General features: G+C 64.8%; 19 protein-coding genes. 8 read left to right on the plus strand and 11 right to left on the minus strand.

All coding sequences use genetic code 11. From position 1 onward, the window contains the following. Positions 1–71: 71 nt before the first annotated feature. Positions 72–881, plus strand: coding sequence for a mechanosensitive ion channel family protein (locus BN2475_RS13575; protein ID WP_094780030.1), 810 nt, complete (start codon positions 72–74; stop codon positions 879–881). A gap of 214 nt (positions 882–1,095) precedes the next feature. Here the strand turns inward: BN2475_RS13575 and BN2475_RS13580 are convergent, their stop codons facing one another. The 11 genes from BN2475_RS13580 to upp form a co-directional block, all read right to left on the minus strand. Further along, the gene (locus tag BN2475_RS13580) at positions 1,096–2,220 is read right to left on the minus strand and encodes an extracellular catalytic domain type 1 short-chain-length polyhydroxyalkanoate depolymerase (RefSeq protein WP_094780120.1); all 1,125 of its coding nucleotides are present in this window, start codon (positions 2,218–2,220) and stop codon (positions 1,096–1,098) included. 19 nt (positions 2,221–2,239) lie between these two features. Beyond that, entirely contained in the window at positions 2,240–2,665 is a 426-nt protein-coding gene (locus BN2475_RS13585; protein ID WP_094780031.1) for a CopG family transcriptional regulator, read from the minus strand. Positions 2,666–3,288: 623 nt separating this feature from the next. Further along, positions 3,289–4,758: a ribonuclease G gene (gene rng, locus BN2475_RS13595; RefSeq protein ID WP_094780033.1), complete on the minus strand. Its 1,470-nt coding sequence runs from the start codon at positions 4,756–4,758 to the stop codon at positions 3,289–3,291. A 9-nt stretch (positions 4,759–4,767) separates the two neighbouring features. Further along, complete coding sequence (locus BN2475_RS13600) at positions 4,768–5,397, minus strand: Maf family protein (RefSeq protein ID WP_094780034.1); 630 nt, start codon at positions 5,395–5,397, stop codon at positions 4,768–4,770. A gap of 326 nt (positions 5,398–5,723) precedes the next feature. Next, positions 5,724–6,194 (minus strand): 23S rRNA (pseudouridine(1915)-N(3))-methyltransferase RlmH, encoded by a 471-nt coding sequence (gene rlmH, locus BN2475_RS13610; protein ID WP_094780036.1) that lies wholly within the window; start codon positions 6,192–6,194, stop codon positions 5,724–5,726. 60 nt (positions 6,195–6,254) lie between these two features. Next, on the minus strand, positions 6,255–6,707 hold the full coding sequence (gene rsfS / locus BN2475_RS13615; RefSeq protein ID WP_094780037.1) for a ribosome silencing factor: 453 nt from the start codon (positions 6,705–6,707) through the stop codon (positions 6,255–6,257). Between the two features lie 3 nt (positions 6,708–6,710). Continuing rightward, a complete protein-coding gene (locus BN2475_RS13620; RefSeq protein WP_094780038.1) occupies positions 6,711–7,457 on the minus strand; it encodes a nicotinate-nucleotide adenylyltransferase in 747 nt (248 codons plus the stop codon). 22 nt (positions 7,458–7,479) lie between these two features. Then, the gene (hemF, locus tag BN2475_RS13625; RefSeq protein WP_094780039.1) at positions 7,480–8,403 is read right to left on the minus strand and encodes an oxygen-dependent coproporphyrinogen oxidase; all 924 of its coding nucleotides are present in this window, start codon (positions 8,401–8,403) and stop codon (positions 7,480–7,482) included. A gap of 233 nt (positions 8,404–8,636) precedes the next feature. After that, a complete protein-coding gene (purD, locus tag BN2475_RS13630) occupies positions 8,637–9,935 on the minus strand; it encodes a phosphoribosylamine--glycine ligase (protein ID WP_094780040.1) in 1,299 nt (432 codons plus the stop codon). Between the two features lie 286 nt (positions 9,936–10,221). After that, entirely contained in the window at positions 10,222–10,950 is a 729-nt protein-coding gene (locus BN2475_RS13635) for a YebC/PmpR family DNA-binding transcriptional regulator (RefSeq protein WP_094780121.1), read from the minus strand. 597 nt (positions 10,951–11,547) lie between these two features. Beyond that, positions 11,548–12,198, minus strand: coding sequence for a uracil phosphoribosyltransferase (gene upp / locus BN2475_RS13640; RefSeq protein WP_094780041.1), 651 nt, complete (start codon positions 12,196–12,198; stop codon positions 11,548–11,550). Positions 12,199–12,620: 422 nt separating this feature from the next. On the opposite strand from upp, the gene BN2475_RS13645 reads away from it, so the two are divergent. The 7 genes from BN2475_RS13645 to kdpB all read left to right on the plus strand — a co-directional run bounded on the left by BN2475_RS13645 (position 12,621) and on the right by kdpB (position 19,392). Further along, positions 12,621–13,400, plus strand: a complete 780-nt coding sequence (locus BN2475_RS13645; protein WP_094780042.1) for an SDR family oxidoreductase — start codon at positions 12,621–12,623, stop codon at positions 13,398–13,400. Positions 13,401–13,500: 100 nt separating this feature from the next. After that, positions 13,501–13,890 (plus strand): methylglyoxal synthase, encoded by a 390-nt coding sequence (locus BN2475_RS13650; protein ID WP_094780043.1) that lies wholly within the window; start codon positions 13,501–13,503, stop codon positions 13,888–13,890. Between the two features lie 47 nt (positions 13,891–13,937). Beyond that, complete coding sequence (locus tag BN2475_RS13655; protein WP_094780122.1) at positions 13,938–14,912, plus strand: quinone oxidoreductase family protein; 975 nt, start codon at positions 13,938–13,940, stop codon at positions 14,910–14,912. Positions 14,913–15,196: 284 nt separating this feature from the next. Continuing rightward, positions 15,197–15,310, plus strand: a complete 114-nt coding sequence (locus BN2475_RS13660) for a potassium ABC transporter ATPase (protein WP_094780044.1) — start codon at positions 15,197–15,199, stop codon at positions 15,308–15,310. Further along, complete coding sequence (gene kdpF, locus BN2475_RS13665) at positions 15,307–15,399, plus strand: K(+)-transporting ATPase subunit F (protein WP_094780045.1); 93 nt, start codon at positions 15,307–15,309, stop codon at positions 15,397–15,399. The genes BN2475_RS13660 and kdpF overlap by 4 nt, the downstream gene beginning before the upstream one ends. Beyond that, on the plus strand, positions 15,396–17,201 hold the full coding sequence (gene kdpA / locus BN2475_RS13670) for a potassium-transporting ATPase subunit KdpA (protein WP_094780046.1): 1,806 nt from the start codon (positions 15,396–15,398) through the stop codon (positions 17,199–17,201). The genes kdpF and kdpA overlap by 4 nt, the downstream gene beginning before the upstream one ends. Positions 17,202–17,268: 67 nt before the next feature. Continuing rightward, positions 17,269–19,392, plus strand: a complete 2,124-nt coding sequence (kdpB, locus tag BN2475_RS13675) for a potassium-transporting ATPase subunit KdpB (RefSeq protein WP_094780047.1) — start codon at positions 17,269–17,271, stop codon at positions 19,390–19,392. Positions 19,393–19,447: the final 55 nt, after the last annotated feature.

The raw sequence follows: 19,447 nt of genomic DNA on the forward strand, positions 1-19,447 counted from the left end.
AATCTCGGGAACATATCCTGCGCACGCGCGTCAAGAGAAGTACCTGTCCCACAACATAACCCAGACTTGCGATGAATGATCTCTTTGCCCGCCTGATGTATTTCGAACCGACGCTGCTCGTCACGGTCACGAACAGCGCTACTCATGCCGCTCTAGCCGTGCTGATCCTCGTGGTCGGCTGGTGGCTGTCGAACCGCGTTGGTGCGATGTTCGCGAGGGCACTCGCGCGCACGCGTGCGGACCCGACGCTCGCGCCGATGCTCTCGGCAATGGGTATCTGGGCGGTGCGCGTGCTCGCGTTCATCGCGGCGCTCGGCGAAGTCGGCATCGCGACCGCGAGCGTGCTGGCGGTGCTCGGTGCGGCCGGCCTCGCAATCGGGCTCGCGCTGCAAGGCACGTTGCAGAACATCGCGGCCGGCATGATGCTGCTGTTGCTGCGGCCGTTTCGCGTCGGCGATGTGATCGAGGGCAGCGGCGCGGCGGCCGGCATCGTGCGCGAAGTGGGGCTGTTCACCACGCGTATCGAGCGTGGCGACGGCAATGCGGTGTTTGTGCCGAACAGTCAGATCTGGAGCAATCCGGTGATCAACTACAGCAGCGGCGGCACGCAGCGCATCGAGGTTGAAGTGGAACTCGTGCAGCGCAAGGACGTCGATGCCGCGATTGGCGAACTGAAGAAACTGGTCGCCGACGAACCGCGCGTACTGAGCGGCACGACGCTCGCACCGGTCGTCACTGTCGCCAATTATCCGGACGACGGCGGCGCGACGCTGCGCATCGCCGCGTGGGTGCGCACGCCGGACGCGTCGCTTGCCGGTGGCGATCTGCACGAGCGTGCGCAGACCGCGCTCGAACAGGCCGGCTGCCCGGTCGCGGCGTGAGCGTCGGCTGATCCATAGCGGACGTATCCGCGCCTGCTGCGCGCGCAGCAGGCGGGCGGCATGACGCGAGTATCAGGAGCGCGGCCGCGGTTCGCATGGGCGTTTCATAACCATTGGCATACCTGATCGATCGACTCGCGGCCAAGCATGTGCCGCGCCAGTAGCGTGATCAGTCGCGACGCGCGCCAGCTTTTCTATCGGGTTGGCGGCCCGCTCAATGCAGGCGTGGATGAGCGAGGAAGAATCGCAGCATGGCCGCGGTCGCGTCGGGACCTGCCGGGTCCGTGTACGAGCCACGCGGACTGCCGCCGGCCCATGCGTGCCCCGCGCCGTGAATCGACCAGTACTCCGCTTCGACACCGTTCGCAGCAGTGAGGTGTTGCACGGTGGCGCCGTGCCCGCTGGTTGCTGCGAATGCGGATGCGGATGACTCGCTGACGGTCGTGACGCCAGTGTCGAACGGCGCGACGAGCGCGGCGGCATTCGACGGATGCACGGTTGTATCGGCATCGCCATGAAACACGATCAACGGACGCCGCGGCGCGGCGAGCGAATGGCTGCGATGCGGCTTGCCGCGTTTCATCGCGGCGAATGCCGACGGCAGATCCTTCGCGCATCCGTATGCGAGGCCCGAATGCACGCAGCCTGCCGCGTACAGGTCGGGCCAGGTGGTCAACATGATGTCCGCCATTGCGCCGCCCGCCGACAACCCGGCCACATACACGCGCGCCGCATCGATGCGATAGCGCGTCATCACCTCGCGCGTGATGCCCGCGATCAACGACGGCTCGCCGTGATCGCGCTGCTGGTCGGCCGGCTTGAACCAGTTCCAGCAGACCGAACGATTGGCCGCTCGCGACTGATTCGGATACACGACGATGAAGCCGTGACGCTCGGCCATTTGGTTCATGCGCGTGCCGGCCGCGAAATCGTCGGCGTTTTGCGTGCAGCCGTGCAGCATCACGATCAGCGGCAAGGGTTCGTTGTTGTAGATGGCTGGCACGTAGAGCTTGTACTGACGTTGACCCGTGCTATTGCTGAACGTATGTGTGCCGAAGGCGCCGGATGTGTCGGCGTCGAAGGTGCGCGCAGCGGGGGCGTGCGGATCGGGGCTCGCGTAGGGGTGCGCGTGTGCCTCGGCCTGTTCTCGAATCTGCGCCCAGGTTTGCGCCCAATCGGCCGCGGCCGCTGGCATCTGCGGTGGCTGCGTACGGCCCGCCTGCGGGCTGCTGGCCGCGAGCGCGCGTTGAATCGCGACGGTCGCTTCGCGGGGGGCCTTCGTGCGCAGCAGCTCGAAGGCGTTTTTCATCGACTTCAGGAAATCTTTGTTCATAGCGATGATCGTGTGCGTTGACGGGCTATCTGATGCGGCCGGCGAGCGCCGCCTTGACCGCCGGCGACGCGTGAAACGCGCCCAGTACCACAACCGATGCAATCGTCGCCGCTGCGAGTTCCGGCGGCACATCGGCGGCGATGCTGGCAAGGCCGAGTACGTGAATATCGAGCTGCTCGTGTGCGGACTGAGCAGCTTCAAGTTCTTGTCGCGAGAAATGTTGCAGGCCGAGCACCATCGCGCGGCGTGTCACCGTTTCGGTGACGACCCGCGCGTGCACCGCGAGCAGATTGCGGATCGCCGTGCGGATCAGATCGGTGCGGTTCGTGTAAAAGCCTTCCTCGACCAGCAGATCGACCTGGCCGAGGTCGACCGGCCCGAGGTTGATGGTGATTTTTTCGGTCTCGCCGCCTTTGGGGCGCGAGGTGTCGATGAGGCTGAGTTTGGGCATTTGTATTCCGGCTGGCATCTTATGGCCATCCAATTGACATCCAATGGGATGGTTATACGCCTTCGAGCCGTATCGAGTCAATTGCAATAATTGGGGCGCAAGAGGACGGAAATGTGGGCGGTGGGCTCGAGTCGAGGGGCGCGGCTCGTGACTAGCGACTCGCGGCGCCTGCCGCCTGCCGCGCGCACGGCGTTCCTGTTCAGCATCGTTTCGGCCAGGCGAGCCGACGGACGGACGGTAAAGGCGGAGGGCAGAGTATTTGTGCAAGCGGCGCTCGGCGAGTCTGGGATGACTGTTCGGCGTGGTTGCGAGAGAGAGAGGAGCGGTGCCAGCGGTTCTGGTCGGCACAGAGGATGTGCGTCCCGGATGCTCGTGCGTGTCGCGGCCGGCGATGGGATTCAATGCTTGGCGTGCCGCGCCGCGAGGCAGCACACGGTCGTCGATGCGAGCCGCCTTCAGGTCGGGCAGCTCGCTGCGTCAGGCACAGTTACTTGAGCGACCTGCCTTGCTTGTACCCGTGCATACGGTAGTGGCCATATGCATTCAGGCCAACGGCTGGCGACGTCGTCGATCAAACAGTAAGTCAGGTCGATTCTCCGATTCGGGATGAAACGAGAAAATCCCTACATCAAAACAATGTCGTACTGCTCCTGACTCAAATTCGACTCCACTTGCAACGACACCGGCTTGCCGATGAAATCGATCAGCATCGCCAGATGCTGCGACTCTTCTTCGAGGAACAGATCGATCACCTGCTGCGACGCTACTACGCGAAACTCGCGCGGATTGAACTGCCGCGACTCGCGCAGAATCTCGCGCAGCACGTCGTAGCAGACCGTGCGCGGCGTCTTCACCTGTCCCTTGCCCTGGCATACCGGGCAGGGCTCGCACAGCACATGCGCGAGGGATTCGCGCGTGCGCTTGCGGGTCATCTCCACCAGCCCGAGTTGCGAGAAACCATTCACGGTGACCCGCGTGCGATCGCGCGACAACGCCTTCTTCAACTCGCCCAGCACCTGGTCGCGATGCTCGGTGTTTTCCATATCGATGAAGTCGATGATGATCACGCCGCCCAGATTGCGCAGCCGCAATTGCCGCGCAATAGTGTGCGCGGCCTCGAGGTTGGTCTTGAAGATCGTATCGTCGAAATTGCGCGCACCCACGTAACCGCCGGTGTTCACGTCGATGGTGGTCATCGCTTCGGTCTGGTCGATCACGAGATACCCGCCTGACTTCAGATCCACGCGGCGCGACAACGCGCGCTGAATCTCGGCCTCGATGTTGTACAGATCGAAGAGCGGCCGCTCGCCGGTGTAGTGATGCAGCTTCGCCGACACCGCCGGCGTGAACTCCGCCCCGAAGTCCGCGAGCATCTGATGGGTCTCGCGCGAGTCGACCTGAATGCGCGACGTTTCGTCGTTGACGAAATCGCGCAGCACGCGTTGCGCGAGATTCAGATCCTGATAGAGCAGGCTGGTCGGCGGCATGCGCTGCGCTTGCAACTGAATCGTCGCCCACGTCTTGCGCAGATAGGCGACGTCGCCGGCCAGCTCTTCGCTGGTCGCGTCTTCGGCGATCGTGCGAACGATGTAGCCGCCTTTCTCATCGGCGGGCAACACGGCGGTCAGCCGTGCGCGCACCGCTTCGCGTTCGGCTTCGCTTTCGATTTTCTGCGAGATGCCGATGTGCGGTTCCTGCGGCAGGTACACCAGCGTGCGTCCGGCAATGCTGACTTGCGTGGACAGCCGCGCACCTTTGGTGCCGATCGGATCCTTGACGACCTGCACCATCAGCGTCTGACCTTCGAAGACGATCTTTTCGATTGGCTGATGCGGCGTCTGATGTTGCGCTTCGCCGGCAATGCGCGGATGCCAGATATCGGCTACATGCAGAAACGCGGCGCGTTCGAGACCGATGTCGATGAACGCGGATTGCATGCCCGGCAACACGCGCACGACCTTGCCGAGATAGACGTTGCCGACGCGTCCGCGAGACAGCGTTCGTTCGACGTGAAGTTCCTGGACGGCGCCCTGCTGGACGAGCGCGACGCGCGTTTCCTGCGGCGTGACATTGATCAGGATTTCTTCATTCATGGTGTTGTTTTAGAAGTCGATGCGCGCTGCCCGCAGGAGGGCAGCGGTTTCAAAAAGCGGCAAACCCATGATACCTGAATAGGACCCGTCGATATGCTCGATAAACTCTGCGGCGCGTCCCTGCACGCCATAGGCACCCGCCTTGCCGAGCGGCTCGCCGCTCGCCGCGTAGCGCCGGATCGCGTCTGCGTGCAGTGCAGCAAAACGTACCTTCGACACCGATAGCGCGGCGGGCAGCAACGCGCCTTCGGCATCGACCACGGCGATGGCGGTCAACACTTCGTGAGCGCGGCCCACGAGTCGCGTGAGCATCGCGACGGCATCGTCGGCGTCGACGGGCTTGCCGAGGATCGCATCGTCGATCGTGACGGTTGTATCTGCAACGAGGATCGGCCGTGCCGCGTGGCCGCTTGCCTCGAGCCGCTCGCGAGCGGCATGCGCCTTGGCGATGCAGACCCGCTGCACGTAATCGTGCGCGCGTTCGCCGGGCAACTCGGCTTCGAGCGCTTCGGCATCTTCATCGGGGCGCGGCAGCAGCAGTTCGAAACGCACGCCGAGCTGTTGCAACAGCTCCTGGCGGCGTGGACTTTGCGAAGCGAGGTAGACGAACGGATGCAGCGAAGCAGCGGACGTGGACATGAGCGAGTCTCGAGGAAGCGGATTGCGGGAGCGTGAGATGAGCGCGATGGGTGGGCGATGAGTGTACCGGCTGAGTGTATCGGTCGAGTGTCGGTCAGGCGCGTTGGCGAATCGATCGGCGCACGACATCACCGCCAGCGGCATCGACGCAACGGAATCGACTCAACGGAATCGACTCAACGGAATCGACTCAACGGCATCGACTCAACGGCATCGACTCAACGGCATCGACGCAACCGCATTGGCGCGCATATCGATCCGCGCCGCCAGCAGGACCGCAAACGCGCGGCCGAAAAACCGCGCGACCGCTCAGCCGCCTCGTCCGCTCACACGCGATGATAGGGATGATTTTGCGTGATGGTCCACGCGCGGTAAAGCTGTTCGGCAAGCAGCACGCGCACCATCGCGTGCGGCAAGGTCAGGCTCGACAAGCGCAACAGCATATCGGCGCGCGCTTTCAGTTCGGGATCGAGCCCGTCGGCGCCGCCGATCAGAAACGCCACGTCGCGGCCGTCCTGCTGCCAGCCGGGCAAGGCGCCGGCCAGCTGCATCGTGGTCCAGTCCTTGCCGCGTTCGTCGAGCGCGACGATGCGCGCATTCTTCGGCAGCGCGGCTTCAATCTTCTGCCGCTCGGCGGCCATCACGCTTTCCGCGGGCCGCCCCGACGAACGCTGCTCAGGCTTGATCTCGCGCAGTTCGATGCGCAACTCGGGTGGCATGCGCTTCGCGTATTCGTCGAAGCCGGTGGCGATCCAGTCCGGCATCTTGTGGCCGACGGCGAGGATATGCAGTTTCATGACGAGTGCAATGACGAACGGAGGCGCGGTGGACCTCTACGGCAGGCCGGCACGGTGCGCTTACTTGCGGCGCGCGGCCGTCTTGCGCGCGGGCTTCGCGGCGGGCGCTTCTTCGTCTTCGTCCTCGTCGTCGGGCTCGCTGGCGCGGGCGCCGCCGAACGGATCAGGCGTGGACAGCTTGATGCGCACCGGCTTGTCACCCCAGATTTCCTCGAGGTTGTAGTACTGGCGCAGCGCCGGTTGCAGGATGTGGACGATCGCGTCGCCGCAATCCACCAGTACCCATTCGCCGATGTCCTCGCCTTCAGTGCTGACGATCTCGCCGCCGGCTTCCTTGACGCCTTCGCGCACGCTCGATGCTAGCGCCTTGGTTTGCCGGTTCGAGGTGCCGCTCGCGACGATCACGCGATCGAACAGCGCGGTCAGGTGGCTGGTGTTGAACACTTTGATGTCTTGCGCTTTGACGTCTTCGAGAGCGTCGACGATCACGCGTTGCAGTTTGCGAATATCCATGGATTAGCGATGGTACAGATGATGTTGAAGAATATAGTCCCACACCGCGGCGGGGACATGACTCACAGCCTGGTCCTGCGGTTCGCCTTCGACGAGGGCGAGCCGCCGGGCCACCTGTTCGCGCAGATGCGCGCGAATGTCGGTGGCCGAGACGTTGAACGCAAGCGTCGTGTCGATCAGCAGGTGGCCGCAGGGCGTGGCTTGCAGAACGTCGGCGTGGGCGCGGCGCGCGCCGATTTCCTGCGCGACCGCCGGCGCAACCGCCGTGAGGTCGAAACCGGGCCGGGTGGCCACGCCGATATGCGCGAAGTCGAACAGGCGCCGCCAGTCGTTCCACGTGTCGAGATGCACGAGCTGATCCGCGCCGATCAGAAGCGTGATCGATGCATCGTCACCTTCGCGTTCACGCCAGCGTTGCAGCGTGTCGATCGTGTAGGTCGGGCCCTCATGATCGATTTCATCGGTCGCGACGCGCACCGTCGCCCCCGGCAGCGTCAGCGTGCTGGCCGCCGCACGGGTCATCGCCAGCCGGTGCACGGCGGGCGAGACGCCGGCTTTCTGCCACGGCTGGCCGGCCGGCAGCAGCACGAGTTCGGTCAGTTGCAGCACGTCGGCGAAACGCCGCGCGAGCGCGAGGTGGCCATCGTGGATCGGATCGAATGTGCCGCCTAGCAGGCCGATCCGGCGAGGCAGGGCAACAGGATGAGCGTTCGGCTTCAGGTGAAGATCCTTTGATCGTGGCGCGTGCAATGCGGTGCGGACGCGACGCCCGTCACAGCCACTCGCGCGGCACGAGAAAATCGCTGTAAAGACGCGCTTCCGGCGTGCCCGGTTCGGGTTGCCAGTTGTAGCGCCAGTTCGCCACAGGCGGCATCGACATCAGGATCGATTCCGTGCGTCCGCCGCTTTGCAGTCCAAACAGTGTGCCACGGTCGAAGACCAGGTTGAACTCGACGTAGCGGCCGCGCCGGTACGCCTGGAACTCGCGCTCGGCCTCGCCGTACGGCGTGTTGCGGCGCTTCTCGATGATCGGCAGGTACGCCTTGAGAAATCCCTCGCCGACGCTGCGCAGCATCGCGAACGATTGATCGAAGCCCGGCGCCGAGAAATCGTCGAAAAAAATCCCGCCGATGCCGCGCGCTTCGTTGCGGTGCTTCAGGAAGAAATACTCGTCGCACCAGTGCTTGAATTTCGGGTAAAGATCCGCGCCGAAAGGCTGCAACGCATCGCGGCAGATGCGATGAAAATGCTGCGCGTCTTGCTCGTAGCCGTAGTACGGCGTCAGGTCCATGCCGCCGCCGAACCAGAACACCGGCGCTTCGCCGTCCTTGATAGCGATCAGCAGACGCACGTTCATGTGCACGGTCGGACAGTGCGGATTGCGCGGATGCAACACCAGCGACACGCCCATCGCTTCGAAGCCGCGGCCCGCCAGTTGCGGACGTGCCGCGCTCGCCGAACCCGGCAGCGCGTCGCCCGCAACGTCCGAAAAGCCGATGCCGCCCCGCTCGAAGAACTGGCCGCCTTCGAGGATCCGTGTGCAGCCGCCGCCGCGCAGCTTTTCGCCTGGCGCGCGTTGCCAGACGTCGGTCGCGAACGGTGTGCCGTCGAACGCGCCGAGCGTGTCCGCGATATGCGATTGCAGGCCTTGCAGCCAGCTGCGCACGGCCTGTGCGTCGTAGCTCGAATCAGTCATGAATGCAGATGCTGAGGGCGGCACGCTCGTCGTACCGCGGGTTCGTGAAGGGCGACGGCCGGACGTTCGTCAGGAATACATCGGCGAACGCCCGGCGGTACGGTGTTTCGCGTCGGGCGGCGGGTTGGCCATGACCAGTCCAGACCAGCCCGGACCGCCCGGACGCCGCACAGTGCGCGAAAGCCCGCAGTGTAGCGCCGTTGGTGCCGCACGCGGGCGAGCAGGGCGGTGGCTTACTGCTTGCCTTCGCTGCGGGCGTCGTGCTTGCGGTTCAATGCACGGTAGCCAATATCGCGGCGGTACTGCATGCCGTCGAACGAGATCTGGTTGATCGTGTCGTACGCGGCCGATTGCGCGCTGCGCACCGAATCCGCCAGACCGACCACGCACAGCACGCGGCCGCCCGAGGTGGTCAGCTTGCCGTCGGCGAGCGTGGTGCCGGCGTGAAACGTGACCGAATCCGCGGTTTCAGCGGGGATGCCGTTGATGCGGTCGCCCTTGCGCGGCGTGTCCGGATAGTTGTGCGCGGCGAGCACGACGCCGAGCGCCGTACGGCGGTCCCATTCCAGCTCGACCGTATCGAGGGTGCCGGCAATCGCCTGCTCGACCACCTTCGAATAGTCGCCCTTCAGGCGCGCCATGATCGGCTGCGTTTCGGGGTCGCCCATGCGGCAGTTGAATTCGAGCGTTTTCGGGTTGCCTTGCGCGTCGATCATCAGGCCGGCATACAGGAAACCGGTGTAGCGGATGCCTTCCTTCTCCATGCCGCGCACCGTCGGCAGGATGATTTCGCGCATCACGCGGGCATGCAGTTGCGGCGTGACGATCGGCGCGGGCGAGTAGGCGCCCATGCCGCCGGTGTTCGGGCCCTGGTCGCCGTCGAGCAGACGCTTGTGGTCCTGGCTCGAGGCGAGCGGCAACACGTGCTTGCCGTCGACCATCACGATGAAGCTCGCTTCCTCGCCAGCGAGGAATTCCTCGATCACGACGCGCGCACCGGCATCGCCGAGCTTGTTATCCGACAGCATCATGTCGACCGCGGCGTGCGCTTCTTCCAGCGTTTGCGCGACCACCACGCCCTTGCCGGCGGCGAGGCCGTCGGCCTTGATGACGATCGGCGCGCCCTTGGCGTCCAGATACGCATGCGCGGCGGCGACGTCGGCGAAGGTTTCGTATTCGGCGGTCGGGATCGCGTGGCGCTTCATGAAGGCCTTGGCGAAGTCCTTCGAGCTTTCGAGCTGGGCAGCTTCCCTGGTCGGCCCGAAAATCTTCAGGCCACGCGAGCGGAACAGGTTGACGATGCCGGCCGCGAGCGGCGCTTCCGGCCCGACCAGCGTGAAGGCGATCTGTTCCCGCTCGACGAAATCAGCGAGCGCGGCCGGCTCGGTGATGTCGATGTTGCGCAGACGCTCGTCCTGGGCGGTGCCACCGTTACCCGGCGCAACGTAGACGAGCTGAACCCGCGGCGATTGCGCAAGCTTCCATGCGAGCGCATGTTCGCGACCGCCGGAACCGACGACGAGTAACTTCATGTGAATCCCCGAGACTTAAAAACCATAAACGGCTGAAGCGGCGAGCCCAGCCGTGCAATAAACAGCGAGATTCGCGCTGCGTGCGCCCGCGCGCAAAAGCGCTGGGCGCGACACTTCGCGAACCTGGGCGGCAGCGGCGCGGCACGCGCGCACATGCGCATCCATGTTCAGTGACGCTCGCTCAACGATGAGCGATGAACGGCGACGCGAGGGACCAGCCGGCGGCGTGGCGCGGGTCGCTGCGATTCGCTGCGAAACCCCCGCGCGCTGCGCTGCCGGGGCACGCTCATTCATCGGCGATCGCGGCGTTTGTATAGACTTCCTGCACGTCGTCCAGATTTTCCAGCGCGTCGAGCAGCTTCTGCATTTTCACGGCGTCGTCGCCGCTGAATTCGACTTCCGTTTGCGGCTTCATCGTCACTTCGGCCAGTTCGGCCTTGAAGCCCGCGGCTTCCAAAGCGGCCTTGACCTTCGGGAAATCGTTCGGCGGACACAACACTTCGATACTGCCGTCTTCGTTCGTGACGACGTCGTCGGCGCCGGCTTCGAGCGCGGCTTCCATCAGCGTGTCTTCGGCCGTGCCGGGCGCGAACAGGAACTGGCCGACGTGATCGAACATGAACGACACCGAGCCGTCCGTGCCCATGTTGCCGCCGTTCTTCGAGAATGCGTGCCGGACTTCGGCGACCGTGCGGGTGCGGTTGTCGGTCATCGTGTCGACGATCACCGCCGCGCCGCCGATGCCATAGCCTTCGTAGCGGATTTCTTCGTAGTTCGCACCGTCCACGCCGCCCACGCCGCGCTGGATCGCGCGGTTGACGTTGTCCTTCGGCATGTTGGCGTCGTACGCCTTTTCGACCGCGAGCCGCAGACGCGGGTTCGAATCGATGTCGCCGCCGCCCATGCGCGCCGCGACCTGAATTTCCTTGATGAGCCGTGTCCAGACCTTGCCGCGCTTGGCATCGGCCGCTGCTTTCTTATGCTTGATGTTGGCCCATTTCGAATGACCCGCCATACCTTTCTCCGTCGCGCGCGCCAGCGAGGCGCACGCATAGTGCAATGAGTTGTTGCGATGTCGGGCGCTTGCGATTCGCGCGCCTCGATGTCAAACCATCCGCTGTGAGTCCGTTGTGAGACCGGCCGGGGCTGGCCGCCCGCGGCTCGCCGACCGGCTCAAACCGCCTGTTTCAAACCGCCTGTTTCAAACCGCCCGCTTCGAAGCCATATCCAAAGCCATTTCCAAAGCCGTATTCAGCCTGCCCGGCCGGCCCTGGCCCGCGGGACAGAAGTCCGGCGGCGCGATGGGGGCGATGCGGCTGGCGCGCGGCGAATGCGGTGCCGGCCACGCGAGCACAGCATGGAACGCAGTGCGCGAGACGAGACAGCGGGGGCGAGGATGCCGGTTGAGCCGAGCGAGGCCGTTCCTTGAGCGGACTCGAATTTTATCACGCCGCGGGGGTGCGGCAGGGAGGAACCTTGCTGGAAATAACGCGCAAAGCGCGCGGGCACGGGCAGGCCGCGTGACTCCCGTGCCCGCCGCTGGCAGTTTTGGCGCCACGCGCTTGCGGACTGCGCTTATGGACTGCGCTTGCGGGCGGCGCTCACCCCGTCATCAGTTTTTCGTGCCGAACAGCCGGTCGCCGGCGTCGCCCAAGCCCGGCACGATGTACGCGTGCTCGTTCAGGTGCGAATCGAGCGAGGCGATGTACAGCTTGACGTCCGGATGGGCGTCCTGGAACACCTGCACGCCTTCCGGCGCGGCGACCAGCGCGAGGAACATGATGTTCGCGGCGGGCACGTTGCGGCGCTTGAGCACGTCGACCGCGTGCACGGCGGAGTAGCCGGTCGCGACCATCGGATCGCACAGGATGAACACGCGGTCTTCGAGATCCGGCAGGCGCACCAGGTATTCGACCGGGCGATGATCGTCGGCGCGATAGACGCCGATATGGCCCACCCGCGCCGACGGCACCAGTTCCAGCAGGCCGTCTGACATGCCGATGCCGGCACGCAGCACCGGCACGATCGCGAGCTTCTTGCCGGCGATCACCGGCGCGTCGATCTCGACGAGCGGCGTGGTCAGGCGGCGCGTGGTCATCGGCAGGTTGCGGGTGATCTCGTAGCCCATCAGCAGCGTGATCTCGCGCAGCAGTTCGCGAAACGTGCGCGTCGAGGTGTCCCGGTCGCGCATATGCGACAGCTTGTGCTGGATGAGTGGGTGATCGAGGATGAAGAGATTGGGAAAACGGCTGTCCTGAGTCATGGCGGGGGCGCACGCGGCGGCAAGAGGGATCGATTCGGGATCGGTTCGGCGCGCCGCGCCGCGCCGCCCGCGAGGCGACTGGCTGGCGGACGCGCCACGACGCAAGTTTACCGAAAGAGTGCAGCCTGAAGATACCGGAGATTGCAGCCGCCCGGCGCAGTCCGGCACCGATTCTTCTAGAATCGTGGGAAACGTTGCAACGGCTGGGCAGCGCCGCTGCGCCAGGACAACGCGAAGACAACGCCAGGACAACGCCAGGACAACGCCAGGACAACGCCAGGACAACGCCACGGCAACGCCAGGACAACGCCAGGACAACGCCACGGCAACGCCACAGCAACGTCACGGCAACGTCACGGCAACGTCACGGCAACGCCGAAACAACGCCGAAACAACGCCGAAACAACGCCACGAGGACACACATGGACATGGGAATCGCAGGACGCACCGCGCTGGTCTGCGCAGCCAGCAAAGGCCTGGGACGCGGCTGCGCCGAAGCGCTCGCCGCCGAAGGCGTCAACCTGACGATCGTCGCGCGCACCGCCGAAACACTGGAGGCGACCGCCGCCGAGATTCGAAAGCAAAGCGGCGTCGAAGTGAAAACGGTGGCGTGCGACATCACCACGCCCGCGGGCCGCGCCGCGGCGCTCGCCGCCTGTGGGCAACCGGACATTCTGGTCAACAACGCGGGCGGACCGCCGCCGGGTGACTTTCGCAACTTCACGCATGAAGACTGGATTCGCGCGCTCGAAAGCAACATGCTCACGCCGATCGAACTGATCCGCGCGACCATCGACTCGATGAGCGCACGCGGCTTCGGGCGCATCGTCAACATCACGAGTTCGGCGGTGAAGGCGCCGATCGACGTGCTCGGCCTGTCGAACGGCGCGCGCTCGGGGCTCACTGGCTTCGTCGCGGGACTCGCGCGCAAGGTGGCGCCGACCGGCGTGACGATCAACAACCTGCTGCCGGGCCTGTTCGACACCGACCGCATCGCGGTCACGTTCGAGGCGCAGGCCAAGGCGCAAAACATTTCCATCGACGAAGCGCGCAAGCAGCGCATGAAGACGATCCCCGCGGGCCGCTTCGGCCATCGCGACGAATTCGGCCGTGCGTGCGCGTTTCTGTGCAGCCAGCACGCCGGGTACATCACCGGGCAGAACTGGCTGATCGACGGCGGTGCGTATCCCGGCACGTTCTGAACGGGCGGGTGCCGAAGCGGCCGCCGCGGCCGCCTCGGCCTCGCAACGAAGCATCACGACACCACAACCACAATCACATCGGTTTCAGGAGTCTTACGTCATGACCACCCGCATTGCGCTGATCGCACATGATCACAAGAAGGACGACATCGTCAAACTGGCCGGCGAATACGTCGACACGCTCAGGCGCTGCGAGATCGTCGCGACCGGCACGACCGGCGGACGCATCAGCGACACCCATGGCCTGAAGGTCGAACGGATGCTGTCCGGTCCGCATGGCGGCGATCTGCAGATCGGCGCGCAACTTGCCGAAGGGCGCGTGGACATGGTGATCTTCTTGCGCGACCCGATGACGCCACAGCCGCACGAACCGGACATCAACGCGCTGGTGCGCGCGTGCGACGTGCACAACATTCCGTGCGCGACCAACATCTCGACCGCGCGCATGATTCTCGACGTGCTGGCCTTGCGTCTGGCCGAGCAGGTCTGACGGCGCGGCAGCGGCAATTCCGACGATATCTACAGGAAGGAGACATGATGGCCAAAGCAATCCGATTCGATAAGACCGGTGGCCCGGAGGTGATGAAATGGGTCGACGTCGAAGTGGGCGAACCTGGCGCGGGCGAGATCCGCATTCGCCAGACGGCGGTCGGGCTGAACTATATCGACGTGTATTTCCGCACCGGCCTGTATCCGTTGCCGCTGCCCGGCGGTCTCGGCATGGAAGCGGCGGGTGAGGTCAGCGCGATCGGCGCGGGCGTCACGGGTCTGCAAGTGGGCGACCGCGTCGCCTACGTGGCGCGCCCGCCCGGCGCGTATGCGCAGGAGCGCGTGCTGTCGGCCGCGCAGGTCATCAAGGTGCCCGACGCGGTCAGCGACGAGCAGGCCGCGTCGGTGATGCTGCAAGGTCTGACCGCGCAGTATCTGCTGCGTCGCACGTATCCGGTCAAGGCCGGCGACACGATCCTGATTCAGGCTGCGGCGGGCGGCGTCGGTCTGCTGGTCTGCCAGTGGGCCAAGGCGCTCGGCGCGACCGTGATCGGCACGGTCGGCTCCGATGAGAAAGCCGCGATCGCGAAGGCGCACGGCTGCGATCATCCGATCGTCTACACGCGTGAGAACTTCACGAAACGCGTGCGCGAGATCACCAACGGCGCGGGTGTGCCGGTGGTGTACGACTCGATTGGTAAAGACACGTTTGCCGCGTCGCTCGACTGCCTCGCGCCGCTCGGCATGTTCGTGAGCTTCGGCAATGCGTCGGGGCCGTTGCCGCCGATCGATTCGTCGGAATTCGCCGGACGCGGCTCGCTGTTCTTCACGCGCCCGACGCTCTTCACGTATATCGGCAAACGCAGCGACTACGAGGCGATGGCCGCGGAGCTGTTCGACGTGCTGGTGTCGGGCAAGGTGAAGGCGAGCATCAATCAGCGTTACGCGCTGGCGGACGTTGGTCAGGCGCATGCGGATCTCGAAGGGCGCCGCACCACCGGCTCGACCGTGCTGCTGCCGTGACGAAGCACATGCCGTAAAAGAGCACACGTAAAGAAGCACGCGCCGTAAAAAAGCACATGCCGTAAAGAAGCACATGCCGTAAAGAAGCACACGCCGTAAAGAAGCACGCATGCCGGTGCGTGTCCGCTACCGGCATCCCGACTACCCAGGGCCGTTCCATCGCAGGATGGAACGGCCCTGTCCGTTTACGCGATTTTTATACGCACCCCGCCATCTTTGACCAGCCCTTTAGACGGTTCGGCATACCGTTGCATCCATCCAAAGTCCTTCAATGGAGAACAGGAATGGATGTGCTGTATATCGGGGGCCTGGTGCTGTTCGCCGCGCTGACCTTTGCATTGATTGCCGGCTGCGAGAAGCTGATGCAGTTCCGTCGTGGCCAGGGAGCGCGCTCATGAGCTGGATTCTCTGGTTGTCCGGCGCGGCCACCGTGCTGCTGTTCATTTATCTCGTCTATGCGCTGTTGCGCGCGGAGGACATTGAATGAACTCGAACGATGTCCTGCAAGCGAGCCTTTTCATCGTCGTGCTGCTGGCCGCCGCGGTGCCGATGGCCCGCTATCTGGCCGCGGTGATGGATGGCAGTTCGCGCGTGCTTCGCTGGGGTGGCCCGCTCGAACGTCTGCTGTATCGGATCGCGGGCGTCGACCCGTCGGTGGAGATGGGTTGGAAGCACTATGCGATCGCCACGATCGCGTTCAACGTGCTCGGCGTGCTGTTCCTTTACGTGTTGTTGCGCGTGCAAGGCGGGCTGCCGGGCAACCCGCAGCAGTTCGGCGCGATGACGGTCGACAGCGCATTCAATACCGCGGTCAGCTTCGTGACCAACACCAACTGGCAGGACTACACGCCGGAACAAACGCTTGGCTATCTGACGCAGATGCTCGGCCTGAGCGTGCAGAACTTCCTGTCCGCCGCCACCGGCATCGTGGTGGTGATCGCGCTGATACGCGGCTTCGCGCGCCACACCGCGCAGACCATCGGCAACTTCTGGGTCGACCTCACGCGGGTGACGCTGTACGTGCTGCTGCCGATGGCCTCGCTCGTCGCGGTCTTGCTGATGAGCCAGGGCGTGATCCAGAACTTCAAGCCCTATCAGGACGTGCCGACGCTGCAAACCACCACGTACGCCGCCCCGAAGCTCGACGCGCAAGGCAATCCGGTCAAGGACGCGAAGGGCAACCCGGTGAGCGTCGATACGCCGCTGAAGACGCAGACCATTGCGATGGGCCCGGTCGCGTCGCAGGAAGCGATCAAGATGATCGGCACCAACGGCGGCGGCTTCTTTAACGGCAACTCCGCGCATCCGTTCGAAAACCCGACGCCGTTCTCGAACTTCCTGCAGATCTTCTCGATCCTGATCATCCCGGCTTCGCTTGCGCTGGTGTTCGGGCGGATGATCGGCGACCGCAAGCAGGGCGTGGCCGTGCTCGCGGCAATGACGATCGCGTTCAGTGTGTGCGTGTTCGGCGAGATCGGCGCGGAGCAGAGCGGCAATCCGGCGTTCACCGCGTTGCATGTCGATCAGTCGGCGAACGCGTTGCAATCAGGCGGCAACGCGGAAGGCAAGGAAACCCGCTTCGGCATCGCGCAGTCGGGCATCTTCACGGTCGCGACCACGGCGGCATCGTGCGGCGCGGTCGCCAATACGCACGACTCGCTGACGCCGATCGGCGGCCTCTATCCGCTGCTGCTGATGCAACTGGGCGAAGTGATCTTCGGCGGCGTGGGCTCCGGTATGTACGGGATGCTCGTGTTCGCGCTGCTGGCCGTGTTCGTCGCGGGTCTGATGATCGGCCGCACGCCGGAATACGTCGGCAAGAAGATCGAGGCATACGAGATGAAGATGGTGTCGATCGTCGTACTGCTCACACCGCTGCTGGTGCTGGTCGGTACATCGATCGCGGTGCTCACCGACGCGGGCAAGGCCGGCATTTTCAACCCGGGGGCGCACGGTTTCACCGAAGTCCTCTACGCGTTCAGCTCGGCCGCCAACAACAACGGCAGCGCGTTTGCGGGCCTGACGGTCAACACGCCGTTCTACAACTGGCTGACTGCGATCGCGATGTGGTTCGGCCGCTTCGGCACGATCGTTCCGGTGCTAGCGATCGCCGGCTCGCTCGCCGCGAAAAAGCGCATCGGCGTGACCGGCGGCACGCTGCCGACGCATGGCCCGCTGTTCGTCGTGCTGCTGCTCGGCACGGTGCTGCTGGTCGGCGCGCTGACCTATGTGCCGGCGCTTGCGCTCGGCCCGGGCGTCGAACATCTGATGATGATGGGCGCCCATTGACGCGGCCCATGCGAACCCATGACCGAACAGGCTTGCGCCTCGCGCTAACGGGATATTCGAGGATTCAATGACTGACCATAATGCAACCCGGTCCATGTTCGACCCGGCGCTGCTGCGCCCCGCGATCGTGGACTCTTTCAGGAAGCTCACGCCGCGCACGCAGTTCCGCAACCCGGTGATGTTCTGCGTGTACGTCGGCAGCATTCTGACGACGATTCTATGGATCGCCGCGCTCGCCGGCCAGGCCGAGGCGCCGGCGGGCTTCATTCTCGCGGTCACGTTGTGGCTGTGGTTCACGGTGTTGTTCGCGAACTTCGCGGAAGCGCTCGCCGAAGGCCGTTCGAAGGCGCAGGCGGCATCGCTTCGCAGTGCGAAGCAAGACGTGATGGCCAAGAAGCTCAACGAGCCGCATCCGAAGTCGCCGATCCGCGTCATGACGGCCTCCGATCTGCGCCGCGGCGACGTCGTGCTGGTCGAGACCGGCGACGTGATTCCGGCCGACGGCGAAGTGATCGAAGGCGTCGCATCGGTCGACGAGTCGGCGATCACGGGCGAGTCCGCGCCGGTGATCCGCGAGTCGGGCGGCGACTTTTCGTCGGTGACGGGCGGCACGCGCGTGCTGTCGGACTGGATCGTGGTGCGCGTCACGGCGAACCCGGGCGAAGCGTTCCTCGACCGCATGATCGCGATGGTCGAAGGCGCGAAGCGTCAGAAAACGCCGAACGAAATCGCGCTGACGATTCTGCTGGTCGCATTGACGATCGTGATGCTGCTCGCCACTGCGACGCTGCTGCCGTTCTCGATGTTCTCGGTGGAAGCTGCGCATCTGGCAAACGCGGCCGGGCACGTGGTCACGATCACTGCCTTGGTTGCGCTGCTGGTGTGCCTGATTCCGACCACCATCGGCGGGCTGCTGTCGGCGATTGGTGTCGCGGGCATGAGCCGCATGATGCAGGCGAACGTGATCGCGACCTCGGGGCGCGCCGTCGAAGCCGCCGGCGACGTCGACGTGCTGCTGCTCGACAAGACCGGCACGATCACGCTCGGCAACCGTCAGGCGTCGCAGTTCCTGCCGGCACCGGGCCTGACCGAAGAGGCGCTGGCGGACGCCGCGCAACTGTCGTCGCTCGCCGACGAAACGCCGGAAGGCCGCAGCATCGTCGTGCTGGCCAAGCAGCGCTTCAATATCCGGCAACGCGACATGGCCTCGCTGCATCCGGTGTTCCTCGCGTTCAGCGCGCAGACGCGGATGAGCGGCGTCGATCTGTCTCCCGAGGGGACTGCCCCCGGGGCGCCGGGCCGTGAAATCCGCAAGGGCGCGGCCGACGCGCTCAAGCAGTACGTCGAAGCCAACGGCGGCCGGTTCCCGAACGAGCTCAACCATGCGGTGTCGGATGTCGCGCGGCGCGGCAGTACGCCGCTCGTGGTCGCCGAGAAAGGCGAGCAGGGTGCACGCGTGCTCGGCGTGATCGAGTTGAAGGACGTGGTGAAGGGCGGCATCAAGGAGCGCTTCGCCGAACTGCGCAAGATGGGCATCAAGACGGTGATGGTGACGGGCGACAACCGGCTGACGGCGGCGGCGATTGCCGCGGAGGCGGGCGTCGACGACTTCCTCGCCGAAGCGACGCCCGAAGCGAAGCTCACCACGATTCGCGCGCATCAGGCCGAAGGGCGCCTCGTCGCGATGACCGGCGACGGCACCAACGACGCCCCGGCACTCGCGCAGGCCGATGTCGCGGTGGCGATGAACACCGGTACGCAGGCCGCCAAGGAAGCCGGCAACATGGTCGACCTCGATTCGAATCCGACCAAGCTGATCGAAATCGTCGAGATCGGCAAGCAGATGCTGATGACGCGCGGCTCGCTGACCACGTTCTCGATCGCCAACGACATCGCCAAATACTTCGCGATCATTCCGGCCGCGTTCGCCACCACCTATCCGGCACTGAACGCGTTGAACGTGATGCATCTGGCCACGCCGGCCTCGGCGATCATGTCGGCGGTGATTTTCAACGCGCTGGTGATCGTGCTGCTGATTCCGCTCGCTCTCAAGGGCGTGCGCTATCGCGCGCTGGGCGCGGCGATCCTGCTGCGCCGCAATCTGCTGATCTACGGGCTGGGCGGGATCATCGTGCCGTTCATCGGCATCAAGCTGATCGATATGGTGCTGGCCGCGTTCGGCTGGGTTTGATTGAGGCGCGCGCCGAAGCAACCGTCGACGTGAGCGCCGAAGTAATCAAAGAAAT

The organism is Paraburkholderia ribeironis, from assembly GCF_900019265.1.
GTDB lineage: Bacteria > Pseudomonadota > Gammaproteobacteria > Burkholderiales > Burkholderiaceae > Paraburkholderia > Paraburkholderia ribeironis.